At 32.2% G+C, this 25,764-nt stretch carries 27 protein-coding genes; 4 read left to right on the top strand and 23 right to left on the bottom strand.

Annotation, left to right across the window (positions count from 1 at the left end):
• Positions 1–285: 285 nt before the first annotated feature.
• From CN601_RS24660 to CN601_RS24570, 20 genes are all read right to left on the bottom strand, one after another.
• Positions 286–1,521 (bottom strand): MFS transporter, encoded by a 1,236-nt coding sequence (locus CN601_RS24660; protein WP_098172645.1) that lies wholly within the window; start codon positions 1,519–1,521, stop codon positions 286–288.
• Between the two features lie 143 nt (positions 1,522–1,664).
• Positions 1,665–2,045, bottom strand: coding sequence for a VOC family protein (locus CN601_RS24655; protein ID WP_098118331.1), 381 nt, complete (start codon positions 2,043–2,045; stop codon positions 1,665–1,667).
• 137 nt (positions 2,046–2,182) lie between these two features.
• Positions 2,183–3,205 (bottom strand): ROK family transcriptional regulator, encoded by a 1,023-nt coding sequence (locus tag CN601_RS24650; protein ID WP_373605006.1) that lies wholly within the window; start codon positions 3,203–3,205, stop codon positions 2,183–2,185.
• 227 nt (positions 3,206–3,432) lie between these two features.
• Positions 3,433–3,558 carry a hypothetical protein gene (locus CN601_RS27760; RefSeq protein ID WP_257131813.1) on the bottom strand — a complete coding sequence of 42 codons (126 nt, stop codon included), beginning with the start codon at positions 3,556–3,558 and terminating at the stop codon, positions 3,433–3,435.
• A gap of 176 nt (positions 3,559–3,734) precedes the next feature.
• Complete coding sequence (locus CN601_RS24645) at positions 3,735–4,844, bottom strand: GerAB/ArcD/ProY family transporter (protein WP_098172644.1); 1,110 nt, start codon at positions 4,842–4,844, stop codon at positions 3,735–3,737.
• A gap of 19 nt (positions 4,845–4,863) precedes the next feature.
• Complete coding sequence (locus CN601_RS24640) at positions 4,864–5,970, bottom strand: Ger(x)C family spore germination protein (protein ID WP_179865680.1); 1,107 nt, start codon at positions 5,968–5,970, stop codon at positions 4,864–4,866.
• The gene (locus CN601_RS24635) at positions 5,963–7,471 is read right to left on the bottom strand and encodes a spore germination protein (RefSeq protein ID WP_098172643.1); all 1,509 of its coding nucleotides are present in this window, start codon (positions 7,469–7,471) and stop codon (positions 5,963–5,965) included. Before CN601_RS24635 ends, CN601_RS24640 begins: the two co-directional genes overlap by 8 nt.
• A 352-nt stretch (positions 7,472–7,823) precedes the next feature.
• Positions 7,824–9,200, bottom strand: coding sequence for a class II fumarate hydratase (gene fumC / locus CN601_RS24630; RefSeq protein ID WP_098172642.1), 1,377 nt, complete (start codon positions 9,198–9,200; stop codon positions 7,824–7,826).
• 351 nt (positions 9,201–9,551) lie between these two features.
• Positions 9,552–9,950, bottom strand: coding sequence for a DoxX family protein (locus CN601_RS24625; RefSeq protein WP_098172641.1), 399 nt, complete (start codon positions 9,948–9,950; stop codon positions 9,552–9,554).
• A gap of 64 nt (positions 9,951–10,014) precedes the next feature.
• Complete coding sequence (locus tag CN601_RS24620; RefSeq protein ID WP_098172640.1) at positions 10,015–10,437, bottom strand: MarR family winged helix-turn-helix transcriptional regulator; 423 nt, start codon at positions 10,435–10,437, stop codon at positions 10,015–10,017.
• A 345-nt stretch (positions 10,438–10,782) separates the two neighbouring features.
• Positions 10,783–11,013 carry a hypothetical protein gene (locus tag CN601_RS24615; RefSeq protein WP_098172639.1) on the bottom strand — a complete coding sequence of 77 codons (231 nt, stop codon included), beginning with the start codon at positions 11,011–11,013 and terminating at the stop codon, positions 10,783–10,785.
• A gap of 113 nt (positions 11,014–11,126) precedes the next feature.
• The gene (gene pseI / locus CN601_RS24610) at positions 11,127–12,197 is read right to left on the bottom strand and encodes a pseudaminic acid synthase (protein ID WP_098172638.1); all 1,071 of its coding nucleotides are present in this window, start codon (positions 12,195–12,197) and stop codon (positions 11,127–11,129) included.
• Complete coding sequence (gene pseH / locus CN601_RS24605) at positions 12,190–12,747, bottom strand: UDP-4-amino-4,6-dideoxy-N-acetyl-beta-L-altrosamine N-acetyltransferase (RefSeq protein ID WP_098172637.1); 558 nt, start codon at positions 12,745–12,747, stop codon at positions 12,190–12,192. Before pseH ends, pseI begins: the two co-directional genes overlap by 8 nt.
• Positions 12,734–13,849, bottom strand: a complete 1,116-nt coding sequence (pseG, locus tag CN601_RS24600; protein ID WP_098172636.1) for a UDP-2,4-diacetamido-2,4,6-trideoxy-beta-L-altropyranose hydrolase — start codon at positions 13,847–13,849, stop codon at positions 12,734–12,736. Before pseG ends, pseH begins: the two co-directional genes overlap by 14 nt.
• The gene (locus CN601_RS24595) at positions 13,839–14,585 is read right to left on the bottom strand and encodes a cytidylyltransferase domain-containing protein (RefSeq protein ID WP_098172635.1); all 747 of its coding nucleotides are present in this window, start codon (positions 14,583–14,585) and stop codon (positions 13,839–13,841) included. The genes pseG and CN601_RS24595 overlap by 11 nt, the downstream gene beginning before the upstream one ends.
• 36 nt (positions 14,586–14,621) lie before the next feature.
• On the bottom strand, positions 14,622–15,827 hold the full coding sequence (pseC, locus tag CN601_RS24590; protein ID WP_098172634.1) for a UDP-4-amino-4,6-dideoxy-N-acetyl-beta-L-altrosamine transaminase: 1,206 nt from the start codon (positions 15,825–15,827) through the stop codon (positions 14,622–14,624).
• Entirely contained in the window at positions 15,820–16,788 is a 969-nt protein-coding gene (locus tag CN601_RS24585) for an NAD-dependent epimerase/dehydratase family protein (RefSeq protein ID WP_098172633.1), read from the bottom strand. Before CN601_RS24585 ends, pseC begins: the two co-directional genes overlap by 8 nt.
• A gap of 11 nt (positions 16,789–16,799) precedes the next feature.
• Positions 16,800–17,804: an SDR family NAD(P)-dependent oxidoreductase gene (locus tag CN601_RS24580; RefSeq protein ID WP_098172632.1), complete on the bottom strand. Its 1,005-nt coding sequence runs from the start codon at positions 17,802–17,804 to the stop codon at positions 16,800–16,802.
• Positions 17,804–19,222 (bottom strand): CDP-glycerol glycerophosphotransferase family protein, encoded by a 1,419-nt coding sequence (locus CN601_RS24575; protein ID WP_098172631.1) that lies wholly within the window; start codon positions 19,220–19,222, stop codon positions 17,804–17,806. Before CN601_RS24575 ends, CN601_RS24580 begins: the two co-directional genes overlap by 1 nt.
• A gap of 1 nt (position 19,223) precedes the next feature.
• A complete protein-coding gene (locus tag CN601_RS24570; RefSeq protein ID WP_098172630.1) occupies positions 19,224–20,000 on the bottom strand; it encodes a glycosyltransferase family A protein in 777 nt (258 codons plus the stop codon).
• Between the two features lie 311 nt (positions 20,001–20,311).
• Between CN601_RS24570 and CN601_RS24565 the strand changes: the two genes are divergently transcribed.
• Both CN601_RS24565 and CN601_RS24560 read left to right on the top strand, forming a co-directional pair.
• The gene (locus CN601_RS24565; protein WP_098172629.1) at positions 20,312–20,527 is read left to right on the top strand and encodes a hypothetical protein; all 216 of its coding nucleotides are present in this window, start codon (positions 20,312–20,314) and stop codon (positions 20,525–20,527) included.
• A gap of 3 nt (positions 20,528–20,530) precedes the next feature.
• Positions 20,531–21,499, top strand: coding sequence for a CgeB family protein (locus CN601_RS24560; protein ID WP_098172628.1), 969 nt, complete (start codon positions 20,531–20,533; stop codon positions 21,497–21,499).
• A 101-nt stretch (positions 21,500–21,600) separates the two neighbouring features.
• Here CN601_RS24560 and fabF read toward each other — a convergent pair whose 3' ends face one another.
• Positions 21,601–22,833, bottom strand: a complete 1,233-nt coding sequence (gene fabF, locus CN601_RS24555) for a beta-ketoacyl-ACP synthase II (RefSeq protein ID WP_098172627.1) — start codon at positions 22,831–22,833, stop codon at positions 21,601–21,603.
• 107 nt (positions 22,834–22,940) lie between these two features.
• On the opposite strand from fabF, the gene CN601_RS24550 reads away from it, so the two are divergent.
• Positions 22,941–23,780, top strand: a complete 840-nt coding sequence (locus CN601_RS24550) for a helix-turn-helix transcriptional regulator (protein ID WP_098172626.1) — start codon at positions 22,941–22,943, stop codon at positions 23,778–23,780.
• 132 nt (positions 23,781–23,912) lie between these two features.
• On the top strand, positions 23,913–24,350 hold the full coding sequence (locus tag CN601_RS24545) for a VOC family protein (protein ID WP_098172625.1): 438 nt from the start codon (positions 23,913–23,915) through the stop codon (positions 24,348–24,350).
• Positions 24,351–24,419: 69 nt separating this feature from the next.
• Here the strand turns inward: CN601_RS24545 and CN601_RS24540 are convergent, their stop codons facing one another.
• Together CN601_RS24540 and CN601_RS24535 are read right to left on the bottom strand one after the other, a co-directional pair.
• A complete protein-coding gene (locus CN601_RS24540) occupies positions 24,420–24,602 on the bottom strand; it encodes a hypothetical protein (protein WP_098172624.1) in 183 nt (60 codons plus the stop codon).
• On the bottom strand, positions 24,599–25,621 hold the full coding sequence (locus CN601_RS24535; protein ID WP_098172623.1) for a TIR domain-containing protein: 1,023 nt from the start codon (positions 25,619–25,621) through the stop codon (positions 24,599–24,601). Before CN601_RS24535 ends, CN601_RS24540 begins: the two co-directional genes overlap by 4 nt.
• Between the last annotated feature and the right edge of the window lie 143 nt (positions 25,622–25,764).

Genomic DNA, 25,764 nt, shown 5'->3' with positions numbered 1-25,764 from the left:
GAGACATAAATGCCAGTAAAAACATTCTAGCTGAAGGCTTACGAACATTAGCTCTGGCATAAATAATCATAGAACCGTAGGAATCTACGGGGGTAGCTTGATAAATAAGAGAAACCTCTGCTGGCAAAAAAATACACTAGCAAGTATGCTCTGTTCCCAAGAATCTCCCACTTCAAACAACCTGTAGGGGTGTTAAGTGGTGAGTAGTTCAATACAGCATGATTCTATATTTTTCATCTTAAGCTTGAATATATTAAAAAGCGGCCAGCTAGTACTCACATACTACTACTTCATTGAATTAGTTACATTCTCTAGTTCTACTTTATTTTGATTACTTATAGGAGTAGCTGCTTTAGAAAGTAATCCTGAGATGGTTACAGCGATAAGGACGAAAATTAGGGCTCGTAGTAAACCTACATGTTCCCCAATAACCCCTAAAAATGGTGGTCCTACTAAAAATGCTAAGTACCCAGCCGTCGATACCGCACTTACTCTTGCAGCAACTCTGTGTGGATCGTCTCCTGCAGCAGACATTCCTACTGGAAATCCAAATGCTGCTCCAAGTCCCCATAAAACAATTCCAACAGCTGCTACCCCGTAACTATTACCCAATATAACGATAATCAGTCCTGCAATCGCAAAAAGCGCTGAAGATCGTAATATAATAACGCGGCCGAAACGGTCAAGTAATTTATCTCCAGCTGCACGTCCTATAGTCATTGAACCTACAAATAAACCGTATGCGAATGAACCCATAGCTGGCGTAACTTTGTACCCATCAACCATAATAAGTGGTAACCAGTCATTTGCTGATCCTTCAACAAAAGCCATTCCAAGAACTATAATACCGATCATAACTGTTCGTCGCTCTTTCCAAACAGCCAAATGCTCTTTACTTCTCTTAGCTTTATCTGAATCACTATTGTCTTCTTTTGCAGTGTCAGCAGGTATAAAACGGTATAAATAAAAAGTAATTAAAACGATTACCACAGCAGTAATTGACATGTGAATCGCTACAGAAATATTTGATTTAATCATGATTGATCCAATTAATGCTCCAAGAAGCGTACCTAAGCTAAAAGCGGCATGAAAACCTGTTAAAAGTGACTTTTTAGCGGCTTTCTCAACTGCTGTTCCCTCTACATTCATCGCTACATCGCATATTCCTTGCCCAAAACCAAAGACACTTAAGCCCAAAAATAGTATTATGCTATTTGCAAGTAATGAGCTACTGATTCCGACTATTAAGATCCCAATTGATGCTACCGATAGACCTAATAACATGACAAAACGTCCGCCCTTTTGAGCAATAAGAAAACTTGCACTTGTAAGTCCGATTATTGAACCTACTGCAAGCCCAAATATGATTATTCCCATCTCTGCTGTTGTTGCTCCAAGAGCATCCCTTATTGCTGGCGTTCGAGATACCCACGATGCTGCAGCAAATCCAGACAATGCAAAAATAAAATAAATGGCTACACGCCATAATTGAATTTGACGATTATTTAATGAATATTGCATACATGACCTCCTAGTTAAATTAATGGTTAAAAGATTAAAGTAAAAAACTTATTAAAGACATTTAAAAAGTGTCGAACAAAAACTTATTAAACGTATTTAATAAGTCGCCATTCAAGTACGCTACGTTTTCTATCATTCTAGTATTATACGGTCAACTCGATCAGATTACCTTCTGGGTCTTTTATTACACTCTCATAGTACCCATCACCAGTGACACGAGGACCATCAATAAGAGTAAATCCACTATTTTTAAACTTGTTTGTCATCTGATTAACTTTCTCTTGGCTTCCTAAGGATATTGCAATATGAGCCCAACCAAATTGATTTCCATGATTCGTCTTATTTACCCCATCCTTTCGCATAATCTCTAAACGTGCGCCAGATTCAAAAGTAAGAAAATAAGATTCAAATTTCTTTTCGATATTATGATATTTATCGTTTGACTTACAGTTAAAATAAGTCTGGTAAAAGTCCTTCATCCCTTCCAAATCATTAACCCATATCGCAATATGTTCAATTTTCATTTATATTTCACTCCCAAATATTAATTATGACTAAATCTTACTATTAAAAGAAGATCACACCCCTAAATAAACTAATCATTCCATTTAGCTATTTGTGCGCGCAAAAAATTAAATGCAGCCATACCTGATTAAATTATTCAATCAATCATTAGTTTAAGACAAAGACTTTGTAAACCAAATAAATAGTCTTGTTTCCAATCACTCGTCGTAAGTGATGGAAGATGTTCGGAAGGTATGTAATTTGTACTGGAAATTCTAATTTTATCTAAGATTGTGTTATCAACTTCATCATTACAAAAAATGAAAATATGAGGGTTAATAATAGCTACAAATGAGGCTATTAACCTGCTAATTGCATCTATTTCATGATCCTCACTAATTATTAGCGTTTTATTTCTTTTTCCCTTTCTTAATGCATTCCCAAAATTTTTGTCATCATATTGAGGAACGAATGAAACCTCTCCAGAGAAAAAAGTACTTCCTCGGACAACATCACCGTTTACCATAATTCCTGCACCTGGTCCATTTTGACCTGAATACAAATAAACAAGGGATTGTTTTTCTTTTATCCCTCTATAATTGTGAAAACCAAGAACCGCGGCATTCATATCGTTCTCTACTACGACAGGAATTGAAAAATGCTCCTCATAATATTCCTTTAAATTAATGTTTTGAAATTGCTCGTATCCCGGGATATAAAATATTTTTCCATGATCAACCGCTGCTGGCACACCAATTGACATTGAACTTATTTTTGGATAATTGGTCATTATATTTTCAATCGTCGCAGTTAAAAAATCTAAACTATTCTCTAATAGAGCACTAGGCGCATTACCTTTTTCTTTTACTTCACCCGCACAATTAAAAACAATAAAATTCGTTTCTGTTCTTTCTAAAAATATGACCAAGCCTAACATATGTTCAGGATTGTAAGAATATCTTTTTGCTCGCCTTCCACCACTAGAATCATCTAGACCGACTAAACAAACTTCTCCCTCTTTTTCCATCTCTGCTAAAAACTTGCTAATTGTCGGGAAACTAATTTCTAACATTTGACTTAGTTCAACTTTTGTTGCACTACCTACTTTTAAAAGGGTAGAACGAATACCACGGAGGATTACTTTCTTCATAGAACTTGGAGTTGGAATAATTTCACTCACTAAAATCACCACCTTAAGCAACTTATTAAACGCATTTAATAAGTATTGGCGTAAATATAACATATATATGTTGTTAAAACAATGGATTAAAAACACGATGATAAAAGTAACCCACAAACTTAGGCCCAATAAGCTAATTTAAAGGCAAAATGTTGAAATTTACTAACTCATAATAGCTTCATGAGTTAGTAAAATAAAAAAAGACATAGTATATATACTAATGTCTTTTACAAGTTACTTACGATAAATGGAATCGTGATCACTGTTATTAAGATCAAGACCCAGTTATATTTTTTAAGATTCTCTTCAATTTTTTGCATCTCATCTACGGTATTTGTATTAATGGTTTCCATTTAGTCCGCCTTCTTTCAATTTAATTTTTAATTAAGTATGAAGTCATTATAATTAAAAGATGTGAACTTAATGTGAATTTATGTTAACTTTAGTTAACTTAATCCTATTTCTGGTAAAAATTCAATAATTCGTCACATTTAAAAAAATCCTCTAACATTTCAATTTATATTTCAATCTAATTTCCACCTAATCGACCGGCTTTTTTAAAGGCTTGATAAACAAGCAATAACAAAAATAAAATTGGTATATAAAAATAAAGAAAACTAGAGGTAACGTATGTCATGAACGTTCCTATTCTCTCAACATCCAATTTACTTTTGACACTGATCACCATGAAATGAACAATAATTATAGAAAACCATAAAGATTTTCTAGATTTAAATTTAAACGATTCTTTTAAAATTCGAAACCCTCCCCATAATGCCATACAGCAAGGAGGAAGAATTACTAAGAGCCATAAAAAAATATATACATATTCAAATCTTTCTATAAAAGGATAGCGAATAATTTTTGACATCATCAAGGTTGGCCAAGTTATATGTCTAAGTTGGCCATGACTAAAATAACCAAATGAAACGAATGTAATAAATAGGTATAAAATGGTTGTATACGCTTGTGAAATATGTGCCCATTTTTGAGATTTTTGATTATTTTTAATAAACGGAAAGTAAATAAGTAAGAATTCAGGTCCAGAGTACATCAGGATACAATTCTTTGCTGAAAGATAAAAGTCACCTATACTATGATTAAAAACAGGTAATAAATTTGTCCAATAAGCATATTTCAATGGAAAGTAAAATGTAAACAATAAGATTGAAGGAATGATTATTCCCCAAAAACATATTCCTGTAATGACCCTAAATCCCCCAAAGACCAAATATGTGATAACAAAAAGCAAAATAAGTGATAAGAGCCAAATTGGAAAATAAGGAAAAACCCAAGTAATAAGAACTGCTATGTAGGACCTAATTATAGTAGTAATTACTAAAAGCATGTATACATAAAAAAAAATATTTAATACGTTACCTATCCATTTCCCAAATAATTGTTGGTGTAAAGACATAAGATCTCCATTATTTGATTTCTTTAACAAGTAATACATTAACCAAATAATGATATGAAAAGAGAGACCAACTACTAAGACTGAAACCCATGCGTCTTGTCCCGCTCCTTTTACGATACTACTTTGAAAATTCAGCAAGCCAACTCCGGTTTGAGTACTATGTATAAGAAATAATAAAAAAAAGGGAGATACTGTCAGACTTTCTTTTAATTGTTTACTCATAGACGATCTCCTTCACTTTTTATTCACCAATTCCAGATTGAAATAATACTACTTTTACATTCACATCATATTCAACAGCAGGATACACCTTTTCATAAAACTCCTTTTCGTTCCATTTTTTTGAATGTGCTCTTGCTAAATCACCTATACCTAAAGGATCGACTTGATGTTTTTGAAGGGTTAATAATAGTTTTTCAAAATCTACTTTCATCTGTTTTTCCAATTGGTTGTTTAAAAATACATTATTTTTTCTTTTCATTAAATCTAGCCATTCTGGATAATCTTTTACCATCCCTTTTAGAGTAATATCAAATTTCACTTTTGTTTTTGCCTTATTAGCTTTAATTGACTTTTTTTCTTCCCCGCTTAAAATCGTTAGTATTGCAGAATCAATTTTCTGCCCCTTCTGTATATTAAGTTCTGTTTGACCTCTAATTACTCTTCCTCTTAATATTTTATACAGTAAGCTTTCTTTTGGATTTAAAATAAGAGCAAGTTTGTCCTTCTTAAATACTGCTAGCCCGTTTACCTCAATATTTTCTTTTTGATTTATCTTAATATATGGTACTGAAGCATCTCTACCTTCTCCGTAGTAGTCGAATAAAAAACTATGTAAAGTTGGAAGCGGAACAAATTGAGTCCTATAATTTTGTTCAATTAATTTATAGATATAGTTGCTGTCTTTCTCTTTGTTTTTCTTTAATAATTCTCCTGCTGGTTCTTCTGAAATCGCTAGTATAGCATTACTTCCAATCAAGGGGTCCCTACAAACCGCCTTAACAAAATACGACACCCCATTTTCAGCTAGTTCTTTTCCAAAGACCAGAAGGTTCAACTTGCCCATTTCAATCGGTTTTGGGGATTGTTCATTTAAAGCTTGTTTAATTAATAGGGATTTTTTACCACTACCCTGTAAAATATTGCTCCCTTTGTTTTCTACTTGGGTAAAATCAGAATAAAGTGCCGTTCCAACAAAATTTTTATCGACCTTGTCAAAACCGTAAACTGATATAATTTGCACTTCATCAATAATTTTTTGCCGTGGAAAAGAGCAACCTGATACAAACAATAAAAGTAGAAAAAAAACACAAAAAAAGCATATATTTTTTCGATTTATATTATTCATTATTACGTTCATCCTTAGCTTTATTAGGATTATATCTTTTTAGTGAAAGAGGTCTTAAAAATCTACTTCGAGTCGTTGTAAACTGATATGATGACCGAATAAAGCTATCGCTAAAGCTTTTTATTCTAAAAGGATACAAAGGAACCATATATGGATTTCCTAAGGATTTAAGTTTTAATAAATGCCCTAGCAGAAGAATAAATCCTATTATTATTCCAAAACCGCCCATAAATGCTGCTAGTAAAATAAGTGGAAACCGCAATAGTCGAATTGCATTTGACATTTTAAATATAGGTGTTGTGAAAGAAGCAAGTGCCGACAGTGATACAATGATAAGTAAAATATTACTCGTTAGTGCTGCTTGGACAGAAGCTTGGCCAATTACAATACCTCCTACAATACCCAATGTTTGTCCAATTTTTGTCGGTAAGCGGGCTCCTGCCTCTCTCAACAGTTCAATAGTAGTTTCCAAAAAAATGGCTTCCCAAATCGGGGGAAATGGAACATGAGCTCTTGAACTAATTAGAGGTTGCAATAAATCATCAGGTAAAACTTCATAGTGATATGTTAATATTGCTACATATATCGGAGTAGCAAACAATGAGAAAATAACGCTCATAATGCGAATGATTCGAAAAAACGAACCAAGTACCCAATTTAGATAATAATCTTCAGGAGAAATGAAAAAATCCAATATGGTTGTTGGTCCAGTAATAATGTAAGGCGATCCATTTGATAGGATAGCAACTTGCCCACTAATCATCGCATATACAACCCGATCGGTCCGTTCAGTAGATAAAAAAATAGGAAAAGGAGTATTCGAGTTATCTGAAATAATTTGATCAATTTGTGAGTTATCAAAAATAACGTCGAAGTCGATATCTTCCAAACGTTGACGAACAGTTTGAACATATTCTGGATTCGTAATTCCATCCAAATATGCAATAACTACTTCTGTTTTAGACATTGATCCTATTTTGATTTCCTCAAAAACTAACTCAGGTGCAGCAATTTTTTTTCGAATTAAATGGAGATTAGTACTAAGGTCTTCAACAAATCCAACTTTTGGGCCAATTACACTAAATTCATTATCTGTATCATTATTCTCACGATAACCAAGTTTTGAATTTTCTAGGTTTATCGTCAAAAAGCGCTTGAAATACTTGAATTCAAGAATTACATAACCTTTTATTAACATTTTTTCTAAATCTAGTGGGTTATTTGTAACTTGGACATCCTCGAAAGGAATCAACTTTTTCACATCATTAATATTACTAATTTTCTTAATATGTTCTTGTAGAGACGGAAGTAAAAGGTTATTTATTTTATCTGCATCTACCATACTTTTAAAGTAACTAATAGTAATATCCTGCTCTTCAGATAATGAAAATTGATAGAAATCGCTCGATTTTGCAGCCTGCAGTAATACTGATTCTATTGACTTAGTTTCTTTCTCTGTCTCTTGTTTACTTAAAAATCGTTCTCTAGATTTTAAACTCATTTATACCACCCAATAGATTGTATTATTTTTGAATTTACTTTGAGTTCTCAGCATTGTCGAATTTATAAAGGTAAATGTGGCTACATTTATTACTTAAAAAGAACTAAAAATGAGAATTCAATCTAGTCTGGCTAGAATTTCCATTATATCTCCTACTTAATTTTTTCGTTCATACCAATTTATATACAAAAAAGTATTCAATTTATTTATTTTCAAGTAATTTTCTAATACATACTTCTAAACATACTTTGTATCAATATCAAAGCTAATAAAAAGCTCCCAATTTCACTGGAAAATTGGAAGCCTTTATTGAATTAGTTAGTTCGTCCGTTACAATTGATAACTTTTCAGACTAAATCATATTTTCAGGTCTAACGATTCGATCGAACTCTTCTTCTGATAAATAACCTGTTTTTAAAGCTGCTTCCTTAAGTGTAGTACCTTCTTTATATGCTAATTTTGCAATTGATGCAGCTTTTTCGTAGCCAATATGAGGGTTTAATGCTGTTACTAGCATAAGTGATCGATTAAGATTTTGTTCAATCACTTCTATATTTGCTTCGATGCCTTTTGCACAATGATCATTAAATGAATTCATTGCGTCTGAAAGTAGTCGAACTGATTGTAAAAAATTATAAATAATGACGGGTTTAAATACATTCAATTCAAAGTTCCCTTGACTAGCGGCAAATCCAATCGTCATGTCATTTCCTATAATTTGTGTTACCACCATTGTGAGTGCTTCGGATTGAGTTGGATTTACTTTTCCTGGCATAATTGAGCTTCCTGGTTCGTTTGATGGGATGGTTATTTCACCGATCCCACTTCTAGGTCCACTTGCCATCCAGCGGACATCATTCGCAATTTTCATTAAATCTGCAGCCAATGATTTTAAAGCGCCATGCGTAAAAACGATTTCGTCATGACTTGTTAGAGCGTGGAATTTATTTTCAGCAGAAATAAACTGATAACCAGTTAATGAACTTATTTCCTCTGCCATCAATTTAGCAAATTTTGGATGTGTATTGATGCCTGTACCTACCGCTGTCCCGCCAATTGCTAACTCAGCAATAAATTTCATACTTTCTACTATCATTTGTTCACTTTTTTCAACCATACGATGCCATCCACTTATTTCTTGACCTAGCGTTATCGGCGTCGCATCTTGTAAGTGTGTTCGTCCGATTTTAATAATATTATTAAATTTACTTACTTTTTCATTTAGTGTATTTTTCAAGTAACTTATTGCGGGTAATAATTGCTCATTAATTGAAAGGGTACTGGCAATATGCATTGCTGTTGGGAACGTATCATTTGAACTTTGTGACATATTAACATCGTCATTTGGATGAATTTGCTTATTGCTTCCTCTCTCTACTAAGAGTTGATTCCCACGGTGAGCGATTACTTCATTTACATTCATATTTGTTTGTGTCCCACTACCAGTTTGCCAAACTACAAGTGGAAAATGATCGTCATACTTACCTGTTACAATTTCATCCACAGCTAAAATGATAGCGTCTGCTTTTTCATGATCTAATTTATCTAGTTTTTTATTAACAATCGCAGCACTTTTTTTAATTAGTGCTAAAGCATAAATTAATTGAATTGGCATTTTCTCTGAACCAATTTTAAAGTTTTCAAAACTACGCTGTGTTTGTGCACCCCAAAGTTTATCTACAGGAACTTGTATCTCACCAATTGAATCTTTTTCAATTCGAAAATCCAATTTTATGCCTCCTAGTTCGTATTTATAAATAAAACAAATAGTTTTTCAATCTAATTCATGAAAGTAATTATGGAATTTTGTCTTGTACGTACTTTATTAAACTTATGTATAATCTATTACCGTGAAAACTAGTATAAAAAAAGAACTTTGAATGGTGCAAATATAGTCAATGATTATGTATTGTTTAAAGTTTTAGTTAACGATAAAAAAATTATGTACTGCCAAAAAGTTCATATTATTGTCTAGCCTTAAAAAAAATAAAGCTAATCGAATAAATCTCGATTAGCTTTATTAATTTGTTGATATATTTTACACAATTATTTCAATGTTTTAAAACTTGATTATAAGTTATTAGAATAAAATTGTATCTAACGCATATTGACCAGGACCAATTAATGCTACACCGATCGCAACTGCAAGCAAAGTTAAGTTGTATTCATATCCATTAGATGTTGCCCATAATCCATTCGGCGCATGAACCTTAATAATCGCCATGACCATAGTTCCAGCAATTATAATTCCTGCAAGTGGTGTAAATAATCCTAAAGCAAACAAGATACCACCAATAAGTTCTGCTAATCCTGCGAAAAGTGCAATTGTTACTCCTGGTTTCATACCAATCGATTCAATCCATCCACCTGTACCTTTTAATCCATGACCACCGAACCAACCAAATAATTTTTGCGCACCGTGACCTACAAATAGTAACCCAATTACTAAACGAATAATTAATAAACCAATATTTATCATCTTAAAATCCTCCTAATTTTTATTTATCTTTAATTCGAGATAATTTATTAAAAAAAATGAACGATTACACATTATTCTTTACTTTTGTTAAAAGCTTAACTAAAAGCTCTGCCTCGTCAGAATCTAATAATTCAAACATTTGATTAACAATCACATCGTATTTAGGCATGATTTCATCCATTAAACCATTTCCATCAACAGTTAATGTAACATGGATCATTCGACGGTCATCTGGACAGTCACTTCTGTTTAATAAACCTCTTTGCTCAAGCTTATCAATAATATACGTCATAGAACCACTTGATACCAATATTGAATTTCCGATTTGTTGGATTGTTTGTTTACCTCTTTGATATAGTACCTCTAATACCGAAAATTCTGTAATACTTATATTGTTTTTTGCCAATTCTTTCTTTATTCGATCATGTATTGCTTTAGATGATTGCATTAAAAGTAAAAAAGATTGATTTTGGCATTTTCTCTCCAACTATTTCACCTCCCTGAAGTATTTCGAATTTAAGTATCTTGAATCTGAGATAATCATAATACGTATACAATTTACTGTCAATAATATAATTATATTTTTATTAAAAAGAAATTAATTTTGAGAACCTATTTGCGATATAATTATTTAATTTAACAAGTATTTTCCAACGTTTGCCTCAGCTAGCTCTTTTTTTCCTTACTAAAGAATTTATAGGTTTTAATTTATTCATCAAAATAGTTATAGGATCGTTAAATATTGAGATTATCATTTCGTTCAATTGTATTTATGTATTTTCTATTAATATAAAAACCTTGCTTTTTCAAGCAAGGTTCAATGTGAAAAGTATTAAGCTCCCGGAACTGCTACTTGTGAGATTCTTCTACAATCTACAATAACTAGTCCTCCACTTACACTAGAAAAATACGCTAGATTTGTGGAAGAATCGAAAGTAATAAAGAAATTTACGCTTTCTGATACGCCATCTACTATAATTTCATTAATAGGATATTGTGGTGGTAGAGTAGATAAAAACTCACAAATACTTCTAGGTCTACTAAATTCTTCATTTGATCCCAATTTAATCCATCCCCCTCCTTTACCTCTCAATCTATTATATTGATTGATTAATATTTTGATTAGATTAGTATCTCTCAAGTTTAAAAAATAGTTTTTAATCACTTTTAATAGTTTTATTCTTCCGAGCCTCCTTCCATAAGCATGTCCCAGCATAGGGCAGTACCTTTTTCGATTGCTCTATTAACTTTTTTCCCTAAAATTAACTCTAAATATTTCGGTGCAAGTCCATAGCCTGGACGAATAATCTTTATATTTTCTTTCGTTAATGCTTCTCCAGCATTAATCTGTTCAGAAATATAAATTGATCTTCTAAATTGCATTGATTTTTTCTCTTCATCGGTAGGACCAATAAAGATAGACCCTAATGATTTCCATGCTGAATTAGTTTCAGTAACTAGATTTGCAAATTCATCTGGTTCTAATGAGAAAGCTGCATCCACACCTCCATCAGAGCGATCTAATGTGAAGTGCTTTTCAATTACTGTACTTCCAAGCGCAACACTAGCTACAGCAACACCGTTGTCCAACGTATGATCTGATAATCCTACTTGGCATTGAAATAAATCTTTTAAATAAGGTATGGTTCGAATATTGGAATGCTCTGGTGTAGCTGGATAGCTGCTAGTGCATTTTAATAGAATAATCTCTTTACAGCCCGCTCCTCTAATTGTCTCGACCATGTCACTAATCTCTGAAATTGTTGCCATACCAGTGGAAATAATAATGGGTTTTCCTTTTGATGCGACTTTTTTTAAAAGTGGAAGATCATTATTTTCAAATGAAGCAATTTTATAACAAGGAACTTCGAGTGTTTCTAAAAATTCTAGTGAGGTTTCGTCAAACGGAGTACTAAAAGGAATCATGCCTAATTCTTTACATCGTTTAAAAATTGGTTCATGCCATTCCCACGGGGTATATGCTTCTTCGTATAATTCGTATAAAGATTTTCCTTTCCAAAGCTGATTTGCCGGATTTACGATAAATTCATTTTTACGAATGTTTAAAGTCATTGTGTCAGGCAAATACGTTTGTATTTTAAACGCATGTGCACCTGCTTTAGCGGCAGCCTCTACAATCTGTAAGGCTCGTTCAAGTGATTTATTATGATTACCTGACATTTCAGCAATAATAAACGGCGGATTATTTTCTCCGATTTTTTTATTCCCAATTAAAATTTCATTCAAAGTCTTTATTAACCTCCTTCTTTAAAAATACACAATATTGTTGCCATCTTTCTTTAAATAATCCAAAAATAATTAAATCTTCAAATTGATTGTTTTTAAGAATCTGTTTTTCAAGCCTACCTTCTTCAATAAATCCTAATTTTTTATGATAATTCAAACTAGTCATATTAAATTCAAGTACGTAAGCACTTACTTTCCTCATGTTTAACTCATTATAAAGATAATCCAATGCTAATATCCCCATAACCGTTCCAGAACCACGTGGTGCAGTCTTTTCTCCAATATAAAAGCCCCACTCACAAGTTCTGTGTAATTTATTTAAATTTGTAAATTGAATAAATCCAATTGGTTTATTCTTATATAAACAAAGTTTTGCGATTTTCGTTTTGTCATCTTTTAAAGAATGAAACCAATTCGTATGCTGTTCAATTGTAATCGTTTCATCAGAGTTCATAACAGATCTGATGCGATCGGAATTTCTCCACGCTAAAATAAGATTTAAATCTTTCAGTTCTAAATTACTTAGTTTAAAATCCTCAATTTGTATCATTTAAACATTCAACAACTTTCTCTATAAAACTATTTAAGCGATTTTCTCCCATCAATTTAAAAGCGTTTTGAGACATCTTTAATACGTTTAAAGGATTCTCCAGTAAAAAATTCAGTTTTTTCTCAATTAGTTCTGAAGTTACTACTTTACTTTTACCTAAATGATAGATTGCGCCAGTTTCGTTTACTAAATTTATAATATCGACTTGATTATCAGCTGTGGCGATTGTTAATGTAGGCAAACCTAAATAACATCTTTCCCATGTAGTTGTCCCACCTGCACCGATGGAAAGATCAGCCAAATTCATTAATTTAGCCATATGACTAATTTGACAATGAAAATGAATATTTGGTTTATCCTTACAAAGTAATTTAATAGCTTCCTTATTTTTATTACTATTTCCAACAACAATATCAATGTGGATGTGTGAATAGATAGATTTTATTAATACGTTTAATGTTTTAAGTGTTTCATTAGTAGGATCACTACCGCCAAAAAAAACAAGAATTCTTTTTATATTCCCGTTTCTTTTACGTATATTTATTTTTTCATCCAGGAATTCCTTACGTAGTATGACATATGGTGTGCCTATGAATTTCACACAGTTTGCAGATACTAAATCGTGATACCGCTCACTATTGTTAGAAAGATTCTGATCTAAAAGCATATGGCAAAAATGACTTCGATTTGCTAAATCATCTATTACGATTATTTCTTTTCTGACTTGCTGATACAGTAATTCTTCCCATTTGGAATCAATCGAATAGTGGTCAATAATGAGACATGACTTTGATGGATTATTCTTCATAACGTTTACTGTTTGCAGTACATCTGACTTCCAATCAACTGACAACCAGGCTTCATAAGGATTTTCTAGTTTTTGAGGAAAATCTTGATTAATTTCTCCACTCGGTAGATTAAACAATTTATAACCATGTTCTTTAATCAAATAATTTAAATTACCTTGTAAATCTCGACAAATAAACACAATATTAATCCCATATTTTGAAAATAAATTAGCAAGGGTCAAGCAGCGCATAACATGACCAGTTCCGATTTCATAAGAAGCATCAACTCGAAAAAAAATCGTTTTATTGTCCATTAAAATCCTCTATTTGCTTTTGTTTAATATGGTGATTAATCGTTAATAATTCAGGCTTTCTATCGAATAAATCGTATAGGTCCAGTAATGTGAAGAAAGGATTAGTTGGATAGATTTCCTCGATAATCGTACTGATCAACTTAAAATCTTCTGGAGTATCAACGGTAAGTCGTATATGACTTTTATTTACATTTTGAACGATTTGTTTAATGGAATATTTATGTGAGCGGTATATAAAGGGGGTAACATGTTCTCGATAAGATTTAGGTAGTTGTAACTGATTAATTGTCTTTATTAAAGAAAAAGACATCACTTCAATGTCCATCCCAATAGGGAAACTCCTTTGAACAGTATTTGAAGCATAGTCAATATGATCCATATTTAATTTGAATTCATTGATAACCGTGTCGATAATAGCTGGATCGATTAAAGGACAATCAGAAGTGATTCGAACGATTAAATCTGCATTGTACAAAGATGCTGCTTCAAAATATCTGGATAAAACATCATCCTCTGACCCCCGGTAGTAAGATATAGACATGAACTCACAAAAATCCACGATTTTTTGATCTATTTCGTTTGTAGTGGTTGCTACTACGATTTCGTCAATTAACTTTGCTCTTTTTACCCGTTCTATTTGATAGGCTAATAAAGGCTTATTCAATACTTTTAACAGTACTTTACCAGGTAATCTTGTAGAACCCATTCGTGCTTGAATAATTGCGACAACTTTCATTTTCACACTCCCATTTAAATAGAGATTGATCGTTCCTTACAATCTACTTTTCGAAAAGTAATTTAAAACTTTTTTTACAGCATTTACAACGTCTTTGGCGTCTTGATCACTCATTCCTGCATGTAATGGCAATGTAATGAACTCTTCATAGCAAGTTTCCGTCACTGGACAACTACCTTTTAGATAACCTAAACTTTCGTAATAAGGATGGTAATATACGGGTACATAATGAACGTTTACTCCAATATTTTCTTTTTGTAATGCTTCAAAAATAAATTTGCGATTGGCATTGAGATTATGAGATTTAAGTTTTATTATATATAAATGCCAACTTGAGTCCCCGTTTTTATCTTGGTAAGGTAATGTTAAATCTTTAAGTGATGTTAATTCATGCATATAAAAACGACTAATTTGTTTTCGTCTAGCAATAAACGAATCTAGTTTCTTTAATTGTGATATGCCAAGTGATGCTTGAATATCTGTCATTCGATAATTAAAGCCTAGCGAGTGCATCTCGTAATACCACGGACCATGATTTTCTTTCAATAAATGTTTAGCTCGCACAATACCATGAGATCTAAATTGAATTAATTTTTGATAGTAATCTTCATTGTTAGTTGTAATCATTCCGCCTTCTCCGGTTGTGATGTGCTTAACTGGATGAAAACTAAACATCGTCATGTCACCGATTGACCCAATTTTCTTATTTTTATATTTAGCTCCTAAAGCATGCGCTGCATCTTCAATCATAATAAGATTATTCTCTTTTGCAATTTCCAAAAGTTCCTCAAGAGCCGCTGGTTGTCCAGTAAAATGAACAGGAATAATTGCTTTTGTCTTTTTAGTTATCTTCTCTTTGATTTGTGAAGGGTTTATATTATAGGTTTTTGGATCAATATCAACAAATACAGGAATACCCCCTTGATATAAGACACAATTTGAAGTTGCAGCGAATGTCATTGGTGTTGTGATAACCTCATCACCCTTACCAATTCCTGCTGCGAAACAAGCCCCATGTAAAGCAGCGGTTCCACTTGAAAATGCCACAGCATATTTAGCACCTGTATACTCGGCAATCTCTCTTTCAAACCGTTCAAGCGTCGGACCTGTTGTAATAAAATCACTACTTAATACTTTTATAACTGAATGAATGTCGTCTTCATTTATGACTTGTTTCCCATAAGGTAAGAAATGATCGCGCACAGGTTGTCCACCATAAATAGCTAATTTCTCTTTATCCATTCGATGAATCACTCACATTTGCAATCGTTTTTTTGATCCATTCTTCTGTTTTTTGTAGACCTTCATCAATAGTTATTTTTGGTTTCCATAGCATAATTTTTTCGGCTTTTTGAAAATTACATAATAGTTTTGGAATTTCGCTTTGAGGATGAATATGAGGAATGTGGTAAATAGGAACTTGTTTTTTTGAAATTTTAGTCGCTAAATCATTAATTGAAATATCTTTTCCAGACCCAGCGTTAATAATTTCTCCGTTTAATAGATCATTATATCCTGCTTCTACAACGAAATCAGCACAGTCTTCTACATAAAGTAAGTCTCTAGTCTGCGTCCCATCGCCATAAATATTAATTGGAACTCCCTTTAATTTATTATGAATAAAAATGGAAACCACGCCACCTTCACCACCTGTTCTTTGAAATGGACCATACGTATTAAATGGTCTTAATACGACTACTGGTAACCCATAGGAAAAAAAGTATGATAATACCATATTTTCTGCAGCAATTTTAGAGCCTGCATAAGGTGAAGCGGGTTTAGTTGGTGATTTCTCATTGATTCCATCATCACTGTAGGCTTTCTCATATACCATACAAGTGCTCATAAATACTAATTTCACATGATAATTCCGACATTCTTCCAATAAATAAAAAGTTGCAAGTGTATCATTTTTAAAAGTTGTTTCTGGATCATCAATACTATCTTGCACATTAATACTTGCTCCTAAGTGATAGCAAATATCAAATTTTATACTACTAAACAAATCCTGAATTGATTGTCGGTCTTTTAAATCGATAATTCTTAACCCTTTGAGATTCTCATTCCCAATAAATTCATTCACATTTTCAATAGAAGAATTCGATAAATTATCGACAATCCATACTTTTTGGCTATCTTTTAGTAATTTTCCAACTACCCATCTACCGATAAACCCAGTACCACCAGTCACTAATACGTTCATTAAACTCCTCCTTAGATCAGATTTTCTTTTCGTATTATTTCTCTTACTTGAGCTTTATTTATAGGGATTTCACCTGCTGAGCTATATGTTCCCGGTTTAGTCTTCTTAGCTCCTATATAAATTTTATTTGCTGAAAAAAATGAAGGGATAATATATAAATCTGGCAATTCAAACGAAACGAGTGATTCTTCGAAAGTCATTAATTCCTCATATTTTTTTTCACCAGGTTTTAAACCAATTTCGATCATTTTTACATCAGAAGGATCGATGCCACATTTAATAGAGGTTTCTTCAATGACTGTTTCAGCTAAATCTTTTAAATTAATGACTGGCATTTTTAAGATAAATGTTTCGCCACCTTGAGCAATTTTCAGTGATTCAATTGTTAGTTTTGTAGCTTGTTCTAAAGTCATCATAAATCTCGTCATATTTAAATCAGTTACAGTCACGATTTTTTTCTCTTTTACTTGGTTTATAAATAATGGAATGACTGAACCTCGCGAGCCAATTACATTGCCAAATCGAACACTTGAAAAAATTGTGTGTTTTGACCCCTTAGAATATTCCGCTGAAGAGATAAGTTTTTCTGCAGTTAATTTTGTTGCGCCATAATTATTCGTTGGTGAAATAGCTTTATCGGTACTTGTAAAAACGACTTTTTTAACATTTTGATTTTTTGCAGCAGAGATGACATTGTATGTGCCGATTACATTCGTTAAGACAGCTTCAAATGGATTATATTCACAAAATTCAACATGCTTCATCGCAGCTGTATGGAATACATAATCAATATCTTCCATTGCACTTACTAAACGTTCATAATTACGAATATCGCCTATTAAAAATCTTAGTCTTGCATCATGATTAAATTCAATTTTTAAATTAAATTGTTTATATTCATCTCTACTAAATATCCTAATCACATCTGGCTCTTCATTTAAAAGTTCCTTTACGATACTTTTACCAATCGTACCTGTACCACCGATTACTAAAATTTTTTTATTCTTAAAAAACATTAGTTTTCACCTCTTGCTAATTCGCAAACTAAGTTAAAAAGTTCTTTGCCAGAATTTTTCACATGATAGGAATCTGCTAGAAAGTTATTTTTTACATTTTCATAATTTTGTTTTTCCTCAGAATTATAACAGTAAGTGGATAGTGTCTTTACTAATTCTTCTGGGTCATGTTGGGTGTATTTACCTAATCGTTCGAAGTATTCATAGTGCCGATTACTTATGACAAAGTAATAAACAAAAGTAGGTTTATTGAATAAGCAACTTTCTAAAGCGACAGTAGATAACGATGCAATTGTGATATCAGAATTGGCTATTAATTCATGCGTATTAGCACTACGATCTGTAACTACTTGAACAGACTTATATTGTCTCATTAAATCTACATATAACTTAACTCTATTTTTTGCTAGCTCCCACGGATGTGGCTTTATCAATAGTTGGAAAGTTTTATTATTCACAAGTAAATCAATCATTTTTTTAAACTGATTCGAATTTGTATTTGGACCAGTTGCAATTAAGATTGTTGTTTTATTTTCATCTAGATTATATTTTTTAAGAAATTCATTTTTACTAACTTTTGGATAGTTAAAAATGTCATCATATCTAGGATGGCCAATTGTTGCAATTCTTTTTGATTCAAGTCCACGTTCTATATACCATCTCTTCTCATATTCACCATAAACGGCGACTTTGCTAGTAAATACTGGCATAAATGCTTCTTCACCCATTAGGATTCCATGTTGAAGACAGATGCTAGGAATACCGTTCATTAACCCAACAATTCCAAGAGCGCGACTAACCATATCCTCTGTCGTTCCAAGGATCACTGTAGATATAGCGTTCTGTTCGTATAGATTAAATACTGTCTCAATCGCATCTACAATTAAAGGAATTCTTTGTAAAAATGTGTTTGTAAAAAATGCATTACCAAATGCTGGATGTTCTTTCAATCTATTAAATAATTCGTAAGCAGTTTCGATTATTTTTTTTGAGGATTCGGTTGTATTGATTTTAAAGTTTTCTATAAATAAATTTGGGAGATCTGAGTAGGTAGGATTTTTTGAGCGGGATAGGATGACGGTTTTTTCTTTATTGAAACATTCGTTTATTTTTTTACCCGTAATTCTAAGATAGTCTAGGTTAATTAACACTTTTCCATTTTCAACATTTTTAATCGATTTAGTCATTTTGGGAATGAAATTAGCAAAAAAAGGTTGAATATCAGTAGTGTCGTTTATCGTTGCATGCTTTAATTGTGTTTGAAAATCTTTTTTCTCCATACATAATTTAAGTTCTTCATCGATTTGTTGATAAAAATTGGTCATGATTGCTATTGGTATATCTCTATATGTCAAAGCTTTAAATTGGTTGATAAATTCACTATAAAGTAACCAATAATTTGAGAGATAATGACTCATCTTATTCCTCCATTTTTTTCTTAAGTCTTATATCTTCTCTTAATTCTTTACATGTTCTCTGCTCTGGTAACAGTTTAATAAACTCATTTTGTTCCTTTTGTGCCAATTGAAAATGAATTGATTGTTCAGTAATAAAATTATCATCTAATATTTCCGCAATTGGATAAAAATCCCAAAAATGATTTAGTCGCCAAAAAAATCGAGCATCCCCAATTCGATAAAATGTTGGATCGACATCCCAATAAGAACCAAACTTTTCATATATGATAGGTAGAATTGATTTCCTATGCATAATAGAACAATGATCAATTTGGCATGATGCTACCGAAACAATACCATGAGTTGCTCTTAATTTTGTATTAATTATTTCTTTATTTTCATTTAAAATATTTACTAATGAAGCTGAGTAGGCAATCATTACCTTAGGGTGATTCTCTAAATAGTGGACCATTTTTTCTAATCGGTTTTTTCGATAGCAATTATCGTCAGTCGCATATGAGATATATTCACCTTTTGCGAACGTTAAGGCTTGATTTATTAAATCCGCATATCGAACCTTTTCTACTCTTTGTTTCATAGTTTTTATATTACTTTGAAAAAATCTAATTCGCTGATCACATAGAAACGGCCTGATCTTATTTAATGTTTCCTCGCTTGAATTATCATCCATTAATAGTAGTTCAAAATCAGTAAAAGTTTGATTTAGTATCGACTGAATTGATTTTGAAATATATTCTGGTTTATTAAAACTAGTCATTATGATTGAAACTTTTGTCAAAACATCCCCTCCTTTTTTTAACATTCTCTATACAATATGAACTGCCTTATTAAATGTAATAGGAAAGAAAACTATATTAAACAAGTTTAGTAGAATTATCGTAAAAAATAGAGCGATCGGTAGACTAAACGCGCGACTAATTTACTATATTTCATATCAAAACTAGTAATTAATGCTTTACTTTTTACGCTTTTTAACAAAATTTTAGTTAAATCTACTAATTTTCAACGAATACATAAAAAAAAGTAACTTTTTTAAATCTTTTCATATATTAGTTTTGAATTGAAAATTTATAAAAAGGTGGGTAAAATTTGAACAGTTTCCAACACTTAGTTGAAAATCTTATAGCAGGACAAGTTATTATTATCACAACAGACTCGGGAGACACTATTGGGCCAGCGCAATTCGTTACATTTAACGCGCTGACAAATATTATAATATTGAAAGAATTTAGCTCACTTTCTCCGAGTGAGGAAGTCGTCGTTGCTTTGATTGCATCAAAAATAGAATCTATTAGATATCATTAGTAGATGAAAGTTTTATATTTTCAGTCAGTTTATAAGGGCATCTATTCTTATTTTGATTTATGGTTAAAAGAAGTAGTTTCCGAACAAATTGATCTAATCAGTATTCCAATAAGTACGAATCAGACAATGTTAAAGAATTTGATTTTAACTATTAAACCAACCTATATATTAATGATGATTGGTAATTCAAAACCAATCCATTTACTAAAATTGATAAATGAGATGAAAATCCCTCTTATTCTATGGTTTACAGAAGATCCTTTCTATATTGATGTTAGTTATGAATTGCTACCATATGCAGATTGGATTTTTTCAATTGATCAGTCATCTTGTGAATTTTATTCTAAACTTGGAGATAAGCAGATTCATTATCTCCCTTTAGCAACAAACGAGAATATTTTTAAGCCGATTAATCGAAATAAAGATATCGATTTGTTATTAATAGGTTATCCTTATCCAAGTAGAATTAAATTAGTGCAAGCAATCATTGATTCAACAAATTATTCAATAGTCCTAATCGGAAAAAATTGGAGAAAATACTTGAATATTTCTAATCAAAAAAAGAAAAACATTCGATTTGTTACAAATTGGATTCCTCCAAATATTGTTAATTATTGGTATAATCGAGCAAAAATCATTTTAAACCCTCATAGAGAGTCTACTTTTTTGTTAAATAAAAATAGATTTCATGTAATCAATCGTAGTGTAAATAATCGATTTTTTGATATTGCTTTAAGCGGAGGGTTTCAGTTGATTAATGACAAAATAGATCCCTTTGTCGATGAGGAAATAGAAAGTTTATTTCGTTATTCTGATGAGGAAAATTGTATCTATTTAATTCATAAATTTATTAATGAGTCTTCTAATAGAGAAAAAATCACAACTGAAATACGATCAAAAATGATTGGAAAAAACACATTTTCTGACCGATTAAAAACGTTAAAAAATATATTGGAACAAAATTCTATATAATAGGTTAAATTGAAAAATATCTTAAGTAATAATATGGATGAGATTAAATCCAAAATAAAAAGCCTTTATAAAAAAAGGCTTTTTTTATCATTTACAATGTATTATTCATACTTTTTCAATACAATTGCTGAATTGTGTCCACCAAATCCAAATGAGTTAGAAATACCAATCGTCAAATTTTTCTTTCTTGCTCCTTCTGATACATAGTCTAGATTACATTCTGGATCAGGATGTGTTAAATTTATCGTTGGAGGTATAATACCTTCTTGTAAACTTTTCACTAAAGCAATTGCTTCTATACCACCTGCTGCACCAAGCATATGGCCGAGCATTGATTTATTAGCTGTGATTGGAATTTGCTTAGCTTGTTCGCCAAACAGCTTTTTAATAGCAAGTGTTTCTGAAACATCGCCTAACGGTGTGCTTGTAGCATGTGCACTGATCACATCCACATCTTCAATCGTAATATTTGCTCGATTCAATGCGTTTCTCATCGCAATATAAGCCCCGCGCCCTTCTGGGTGGGTTGCTACCATATGATACGCATCCGAACTTGCTCCATATCCAATTACCTCACATAAAATTGGTGCATTTCTTTGTAATGCGTGCTCTAAAGATTCCAATACTAATAATCCAGCACCTTCACTCATGACAAATCCATCTCTTTGTGCGTCAAATGGTCTGCTAGCTATAGTGGGATCAGTATTCGTCGATAAAGCTTTTGCGTTACCAAAACTTGCTAAAGATAATTGTGATATGGCTGCTTCCGTTCCACCCGCAAATATCACGTCGGCTTCCCCGTTACGAATTGTATTATAGGCTTCACCGATTGACGAATTGCCTATTGAGCAAGCTGTTACTGGAGATAAAGACGGTCCTAATGCTCCCAAACGAATACTAATTTGAGCTGCAGCTGCATTTGAGATAATCATTGGTACTAAGCTTGGACTTACTCGACTTGGACCACGTTCATTTAAAAGATTTACATTCTCAATGAACGTATTAATTCCTCCAATACCTGAACCTACATAAACACCTAATCGTTCGAGATCAATTTTATCAAGTTGGATTTGTGAGTTTTCCAGTGCTTGTTCTGCAGCTGCTAAAGCAAATTGACAAAAACGATCTAATTTTCTAGCTTCTTTTCTCCCCCATCGTTCTTCTGCATCAAAATCACGGACAATACCTGCTACTTTTGTTTTAATATTTGACACATCAATCGTGTCAATTGTACTGACACCAGATTGACCTTTTAATAGGTTATTCCATACCGTATCAACATCATTGCCTAAAGGTGAAATAACACCCATACCAGTAATTACAATTCTTTTCATACTAATGCCTCCAAGTGTTTTTCTTTATTTTAACGCGTATTTATCCTATTACAAGTTGTAGTTTATCCTAGTATAATTTATACTACGATTTAGAAAGGAGTTTGAATATGAAACCAGAGACCCGACTTCAAGCACTATCAGAGTTTTTAAAAACACAGCGTTCTAAACTTAGTCCGCAAATGGTTGGCCTTCCACTAGGTACTCGTAGAAGAACTCCAGGGCTACGAAGAGAAGAAGTTGCTCAAATCGCTGGAGTGAGTACTACTTGGTATACGTGGCTAGAACAAGGACGAGATATAAAGGTCTCTACTTCTGTATTAGACGCCATTTCAGATGCTTTGCAATTAAATAAAGATGAACGCAATTATTTTTATGCACTTGCCCTACCAGAAGTGGAAAAGCGTTCATATTCAGGTGAAGAGGAAACGATTATTAGTCCAGCGCTAAAAAAAATAGTCCAAGAACTACGATATTGCCCAATCATTATTTCAGATCGAAGATGCCATATTGTTGGATGGAATCAAGCAGCGGCCCACGTTTTCCTAGATTTTTCTCAAATTGAACCAGAAAAACGCAATCTTATTGAGCTCCTTTTTTCTAGAAAAGAGTTTAAAACTTTAGCAGTGAATTGGGTGCATTTTGTAAAAGGATTTTTATCAATTTTCCGTACATATTACGGTCAATATGTAGGAGATCGCTGGTATACATCATTTATTAGTGAAATGGAGGAAAACTATCCTGAGTTTCATGAGCTATGGAATGAAAGCGAAGTAAGTTCTGCACCTGAAGTATTAATTGAATTTAGACATGCAAAAACAGGGAAAATGCAATTTAATTTAACTTCATTACAAGTGCAAGGAAATGTTGATCTAAGATGCAGTGTCTATACACCTGTTGAAAATACGAACACAGAATCGAAGCTTATAAAATTAATTGGTAATGAATGAATATAGCTATTTTATTATTCAAGTAAATGGGTTTGTTAAAGAAGGATATTTTCTAGTTTAAGCGAATTAGAATTTCAAACAAACCTTATACAAATACAAGTATGGAAATAACAAGAACTAGGAGGGATGAATATGAAAATTAATCGAATAGATCATGTGAGTATAAACGTAAATGACCTTTCAGGGGCCAAAGCGTTTTTTCTAGATTTAGGTCTTGAAGTGCACGCGGAATGGGAATTGGAAGGAGAACAGCTTGACAGAATAGTTGGGCTTAAAGATGTTAAAACGGCATGTGTAGGATTGGGCATGCCAGGTGGGCAGACATGGATCGAGCTAGTCAAATTTGTTACACCATCAGATGAAAGTGACCATCAGCAACCTTTTGCAAATACGCTGGGTATACGACATATTTGCTTTGCTGTTGAAGACCTTGAAGCTATAATTGCAAAATTAAAAGATAAGGGCACGGAAATCTTTAGTGAGATCGAGCAATATGAAGAAAGCTATAAGTTATGCTATGTTCGTGGTCCAGAGGGAATTATTTTAGAGTTGGCGGAGAAACTCGGTTAAATATTGAAAGTTTAACAAGATAAAAAAAGAAAGCTTGGCAGCACCAAACTTTCTTTTTTAAATTTTACATTAATATGCTTTCATTTGATCTGGAGTTCCGTACTCTGCTTTTCGACGAAGTACAACAACTCCTCTTTCAGTTTTACCATTAAAATCAGCAAGTCCTTTTTGGCCGATTTCTTTTTCAACTTTTGGATAGAAATCTTTCTTAAATTCTTTTTTAGCATCATTTAAGTTAATATACCTAGTCATAAAGTAGCACCTCCAAAAAGTTCGTTGATTGTTTTCATTAATCTTTTGTTTCTTCCTAGAAGGAAGTCTTTTTCGTCTTCAGTTAAATCAATTGCATCATACTCTTCACTTGAAAAAGTGACAGTTAGTACCATACTATTTTCAATAGGATAGCATATTAAGTATGCATTGTAAAATTCACTTTTTTTAATGAAAATAATTTCGCTATTTAAATAACTATCTATTACAAATATTCGATTATCATCAATCCCTTTATTCACATTAAAATGATAAAAATCAATACTAGATTTCTTACCAGCAACATGTTTTAACCCATCAGTTCCTTCTAATTTCCATACACCTACATCAATAATCTCATACCCTTCAGGTACGCTATGAGCTCTTTTTAAATTCTCCGATAAAAAACTCGCCACTTTTGATCGGTCTGATTTCAAAAGTTCTAATGTTAGTAATGTGCTAAACTTAGCTACAACTTCACTTTCTTTTTTTTGTACTATTAAATCATCAATTTTGTTTTGAAGATTAGGAAGTAGCCCTTTTTCCCTAATTTTTCGCTTTATTTTTATACAAGCTCCGGCCACTTCCTGAACAATGTCACCATCATCACGTATGTCATATTTTAATGGATTAAGTCCCGTCAAATCCGAAAGTAAGTGATAGTCCAATGGTTCTATAGAGTTTTTATGTACAATACCTTTTGTATCGTTTGGTATTATATAAAAAACTCGTCCTCTTTTTAAACGGCCCCAAAATAATCCCATTTCAAATAGTGTATTGTCTCTTGTCGCCAAATATTTCTCTTTACGGATTTCTATAACATCGTCAGGAGTAAATATGAAAACTGCAAAGTCATTTGTATTAAGCTGTTTTTCTAAATCATTCATTGTATACTCTAGTTCTTCAAAAGCATTCATCCACATTGTAACTTCAGCTTCTCTTTTAAGTCCTTCAAATACAGCTTCAACATAATGTATCGCTTCGGCTGATGACCCTATAAACAATCTTGGTTTCCTCACCATAAATTAAAAATCCTCCACATTACATTAACTAAAAAATACAAAATAAAAAGGCTAGCAAACGAATGACCAACCTATTTTTGCTTAATTTTACCAAATTCAATTATAAAACGTCTATATTATTCGGAAAATTTAATCAAAACCTC

The sequence above is a fragment of the Bacillus sp. AFS017336 genome (assembly GCF_002555445.1).
In the GTDB taxonomy this organism is placed as follows: Bacteria; Bacillota; Bacilli; order Bacillales; family Bacillaceae_G; genus Gottfriedia.
The sequence above is the reverse complement of the archived record's forward strand: the minus strand, read 5'-3'. Positions and strand labels throughout refer to the sequence as shown.

Excerpts from the sequence above, each read along its gene's own strand:
- CN601_RS24660 (WP_098172645.1), bottom strand. The coding sequence starts at position 1,521 with ATGCAATATTCATTAAATAATCGTCAAATTCAATTATGGCGTGTAGCC.
- CN601_RS24655 (WP_098118331.1), bottom strand. The coding sequence starts at position 2,045 with ATGAAAATTGAACATATTGCGATATGGGTTAATGATTTGGAAGGGATG.
- CN601_RS27760 (WP_257131813.1), bottom strand. The coding sequence starts at position 3,558 with ATGGAAACCATTAATACAAATACCGTAGATGAGATGCAAAAAATTGAA.
- CN601_RS24645 (WP_098172644.1), bottom strand. The coding sequence starts at position 4,844 with ATGAGTAAACAATTAAAAGAAAGTCTGACAGTATCTCCCTTTTTTTTA.
- CN601_RS24640 (WP_179865680.1), bottom strand. The coding sequence starts at position 5,970 with ATGAATAATATAAATCGAAAAAATATATGCTTTTTTTGTGTTTTTTTT.
- CN601_RS24635 (WP_098172643.1), bottom strand. The coding sequence starts at position 7,471 with ATGAGTTTAAAATCTAGAGAACGATTTTTAAGTAAACAAGAGACAGAG.
- CN601_RS24625 (WP_098172641.1), bottom strand. The coding sequence starts at position 9,950 with ATGATAAATATTGGTTTATTAATTATTCGTTTAGTAATTGGGTTACTA.
- pseH (WP_098172637.1), bottom strand. The coding sequence starts at position 12,747 with ATGATACAAATTGAGGATTTTAAACTAAGTAATTTAGAACTGAAAGAT.
- pseG (WP_098172636.1), bottom strand. The coding sequence starts at position 13,849 with ATGGACAATAAAACGATTTTTTTTCGAGTTGATGCTTCTTATGAAATC.
- CN601_RS24595 (WP_098172635.1), bottom strand. The coding sequence starts at position 14,585 with ATGAAAGTTGTCGCAATTATTCAAGCACGAATGGGTTCTACAAGATTA.
- pseC (WP_098172634.1), bottom strand. The coding sequence starts at position 15,827 with ATGGATAAAGAGAAATTAGCTATTTATGGTGGACAACCTGTGCGCGAT.
- CN601_RS24585 (WP_098172633.1), bottom strand. The coding sequence starts at position 16,788 with ATGAACGTATTAGTGACTGGTGGTACTGGGTTTATCGGTAGATGGGTA.
- CN601_RS24580 (WP_098172632.1), bottom strand. The coding sequence starts at position 17,804 with ATGTTTTTTAAGAATAAAAAAATTTTAGTAATCGGTGGTACAGGTACG.
- CN601_RS24575 (WP_098172631.1), bottom strand. The coding sequence starts at position 19,222 with ATGAGTCATTATCTCTCAAATTATTGGTTACTTTATAGTGAATTTATC.
- CN601_RS24560 (WP_098172628.1), top strand. The coding sequence starts at position 20,531 with ATGAAAGTTTTATATTTTCAGTCAGTTTATAAGGGCATCTATTCTTAT.
- fabF (WP_098172627.1), bottom strand. The coding sequence starts at position 22,833 with ATGAAAAGAATTGTAATTACTGGTATGGGTGTTATTTCACCTTTAGGC.
- CN601_RS24550 (WP_098172626.1), top strand. The coding sequence starts at position 22,941 with ATGAAACCAGAGACCCGACTTCAAGCACTATCAGAGTTTTTAAAAACA.
- CN601_RS24545 (WP_098172625.1), top strand. The coding sequence starts at position 23,913 with ATGAAAATTAATCGAATAGATCATGTGAGTATAAACGTAAATGACCTT.
- CN601_RS24540 (WP_098172624.1), bottom strand. The coding sequence starts at position 24,602 with ATGACTAGGTATATTAACTTAAATGATGCTAAAAAAGAATTTAAGAAA.
- CN601_RS24535 (WP_098172623.1), bottom strand. The coding sequence starts at position 25,621 with ATGGTGAGGAAACCAAGATTGTTTATAGGGTCATCAGCCGAAGCGATA.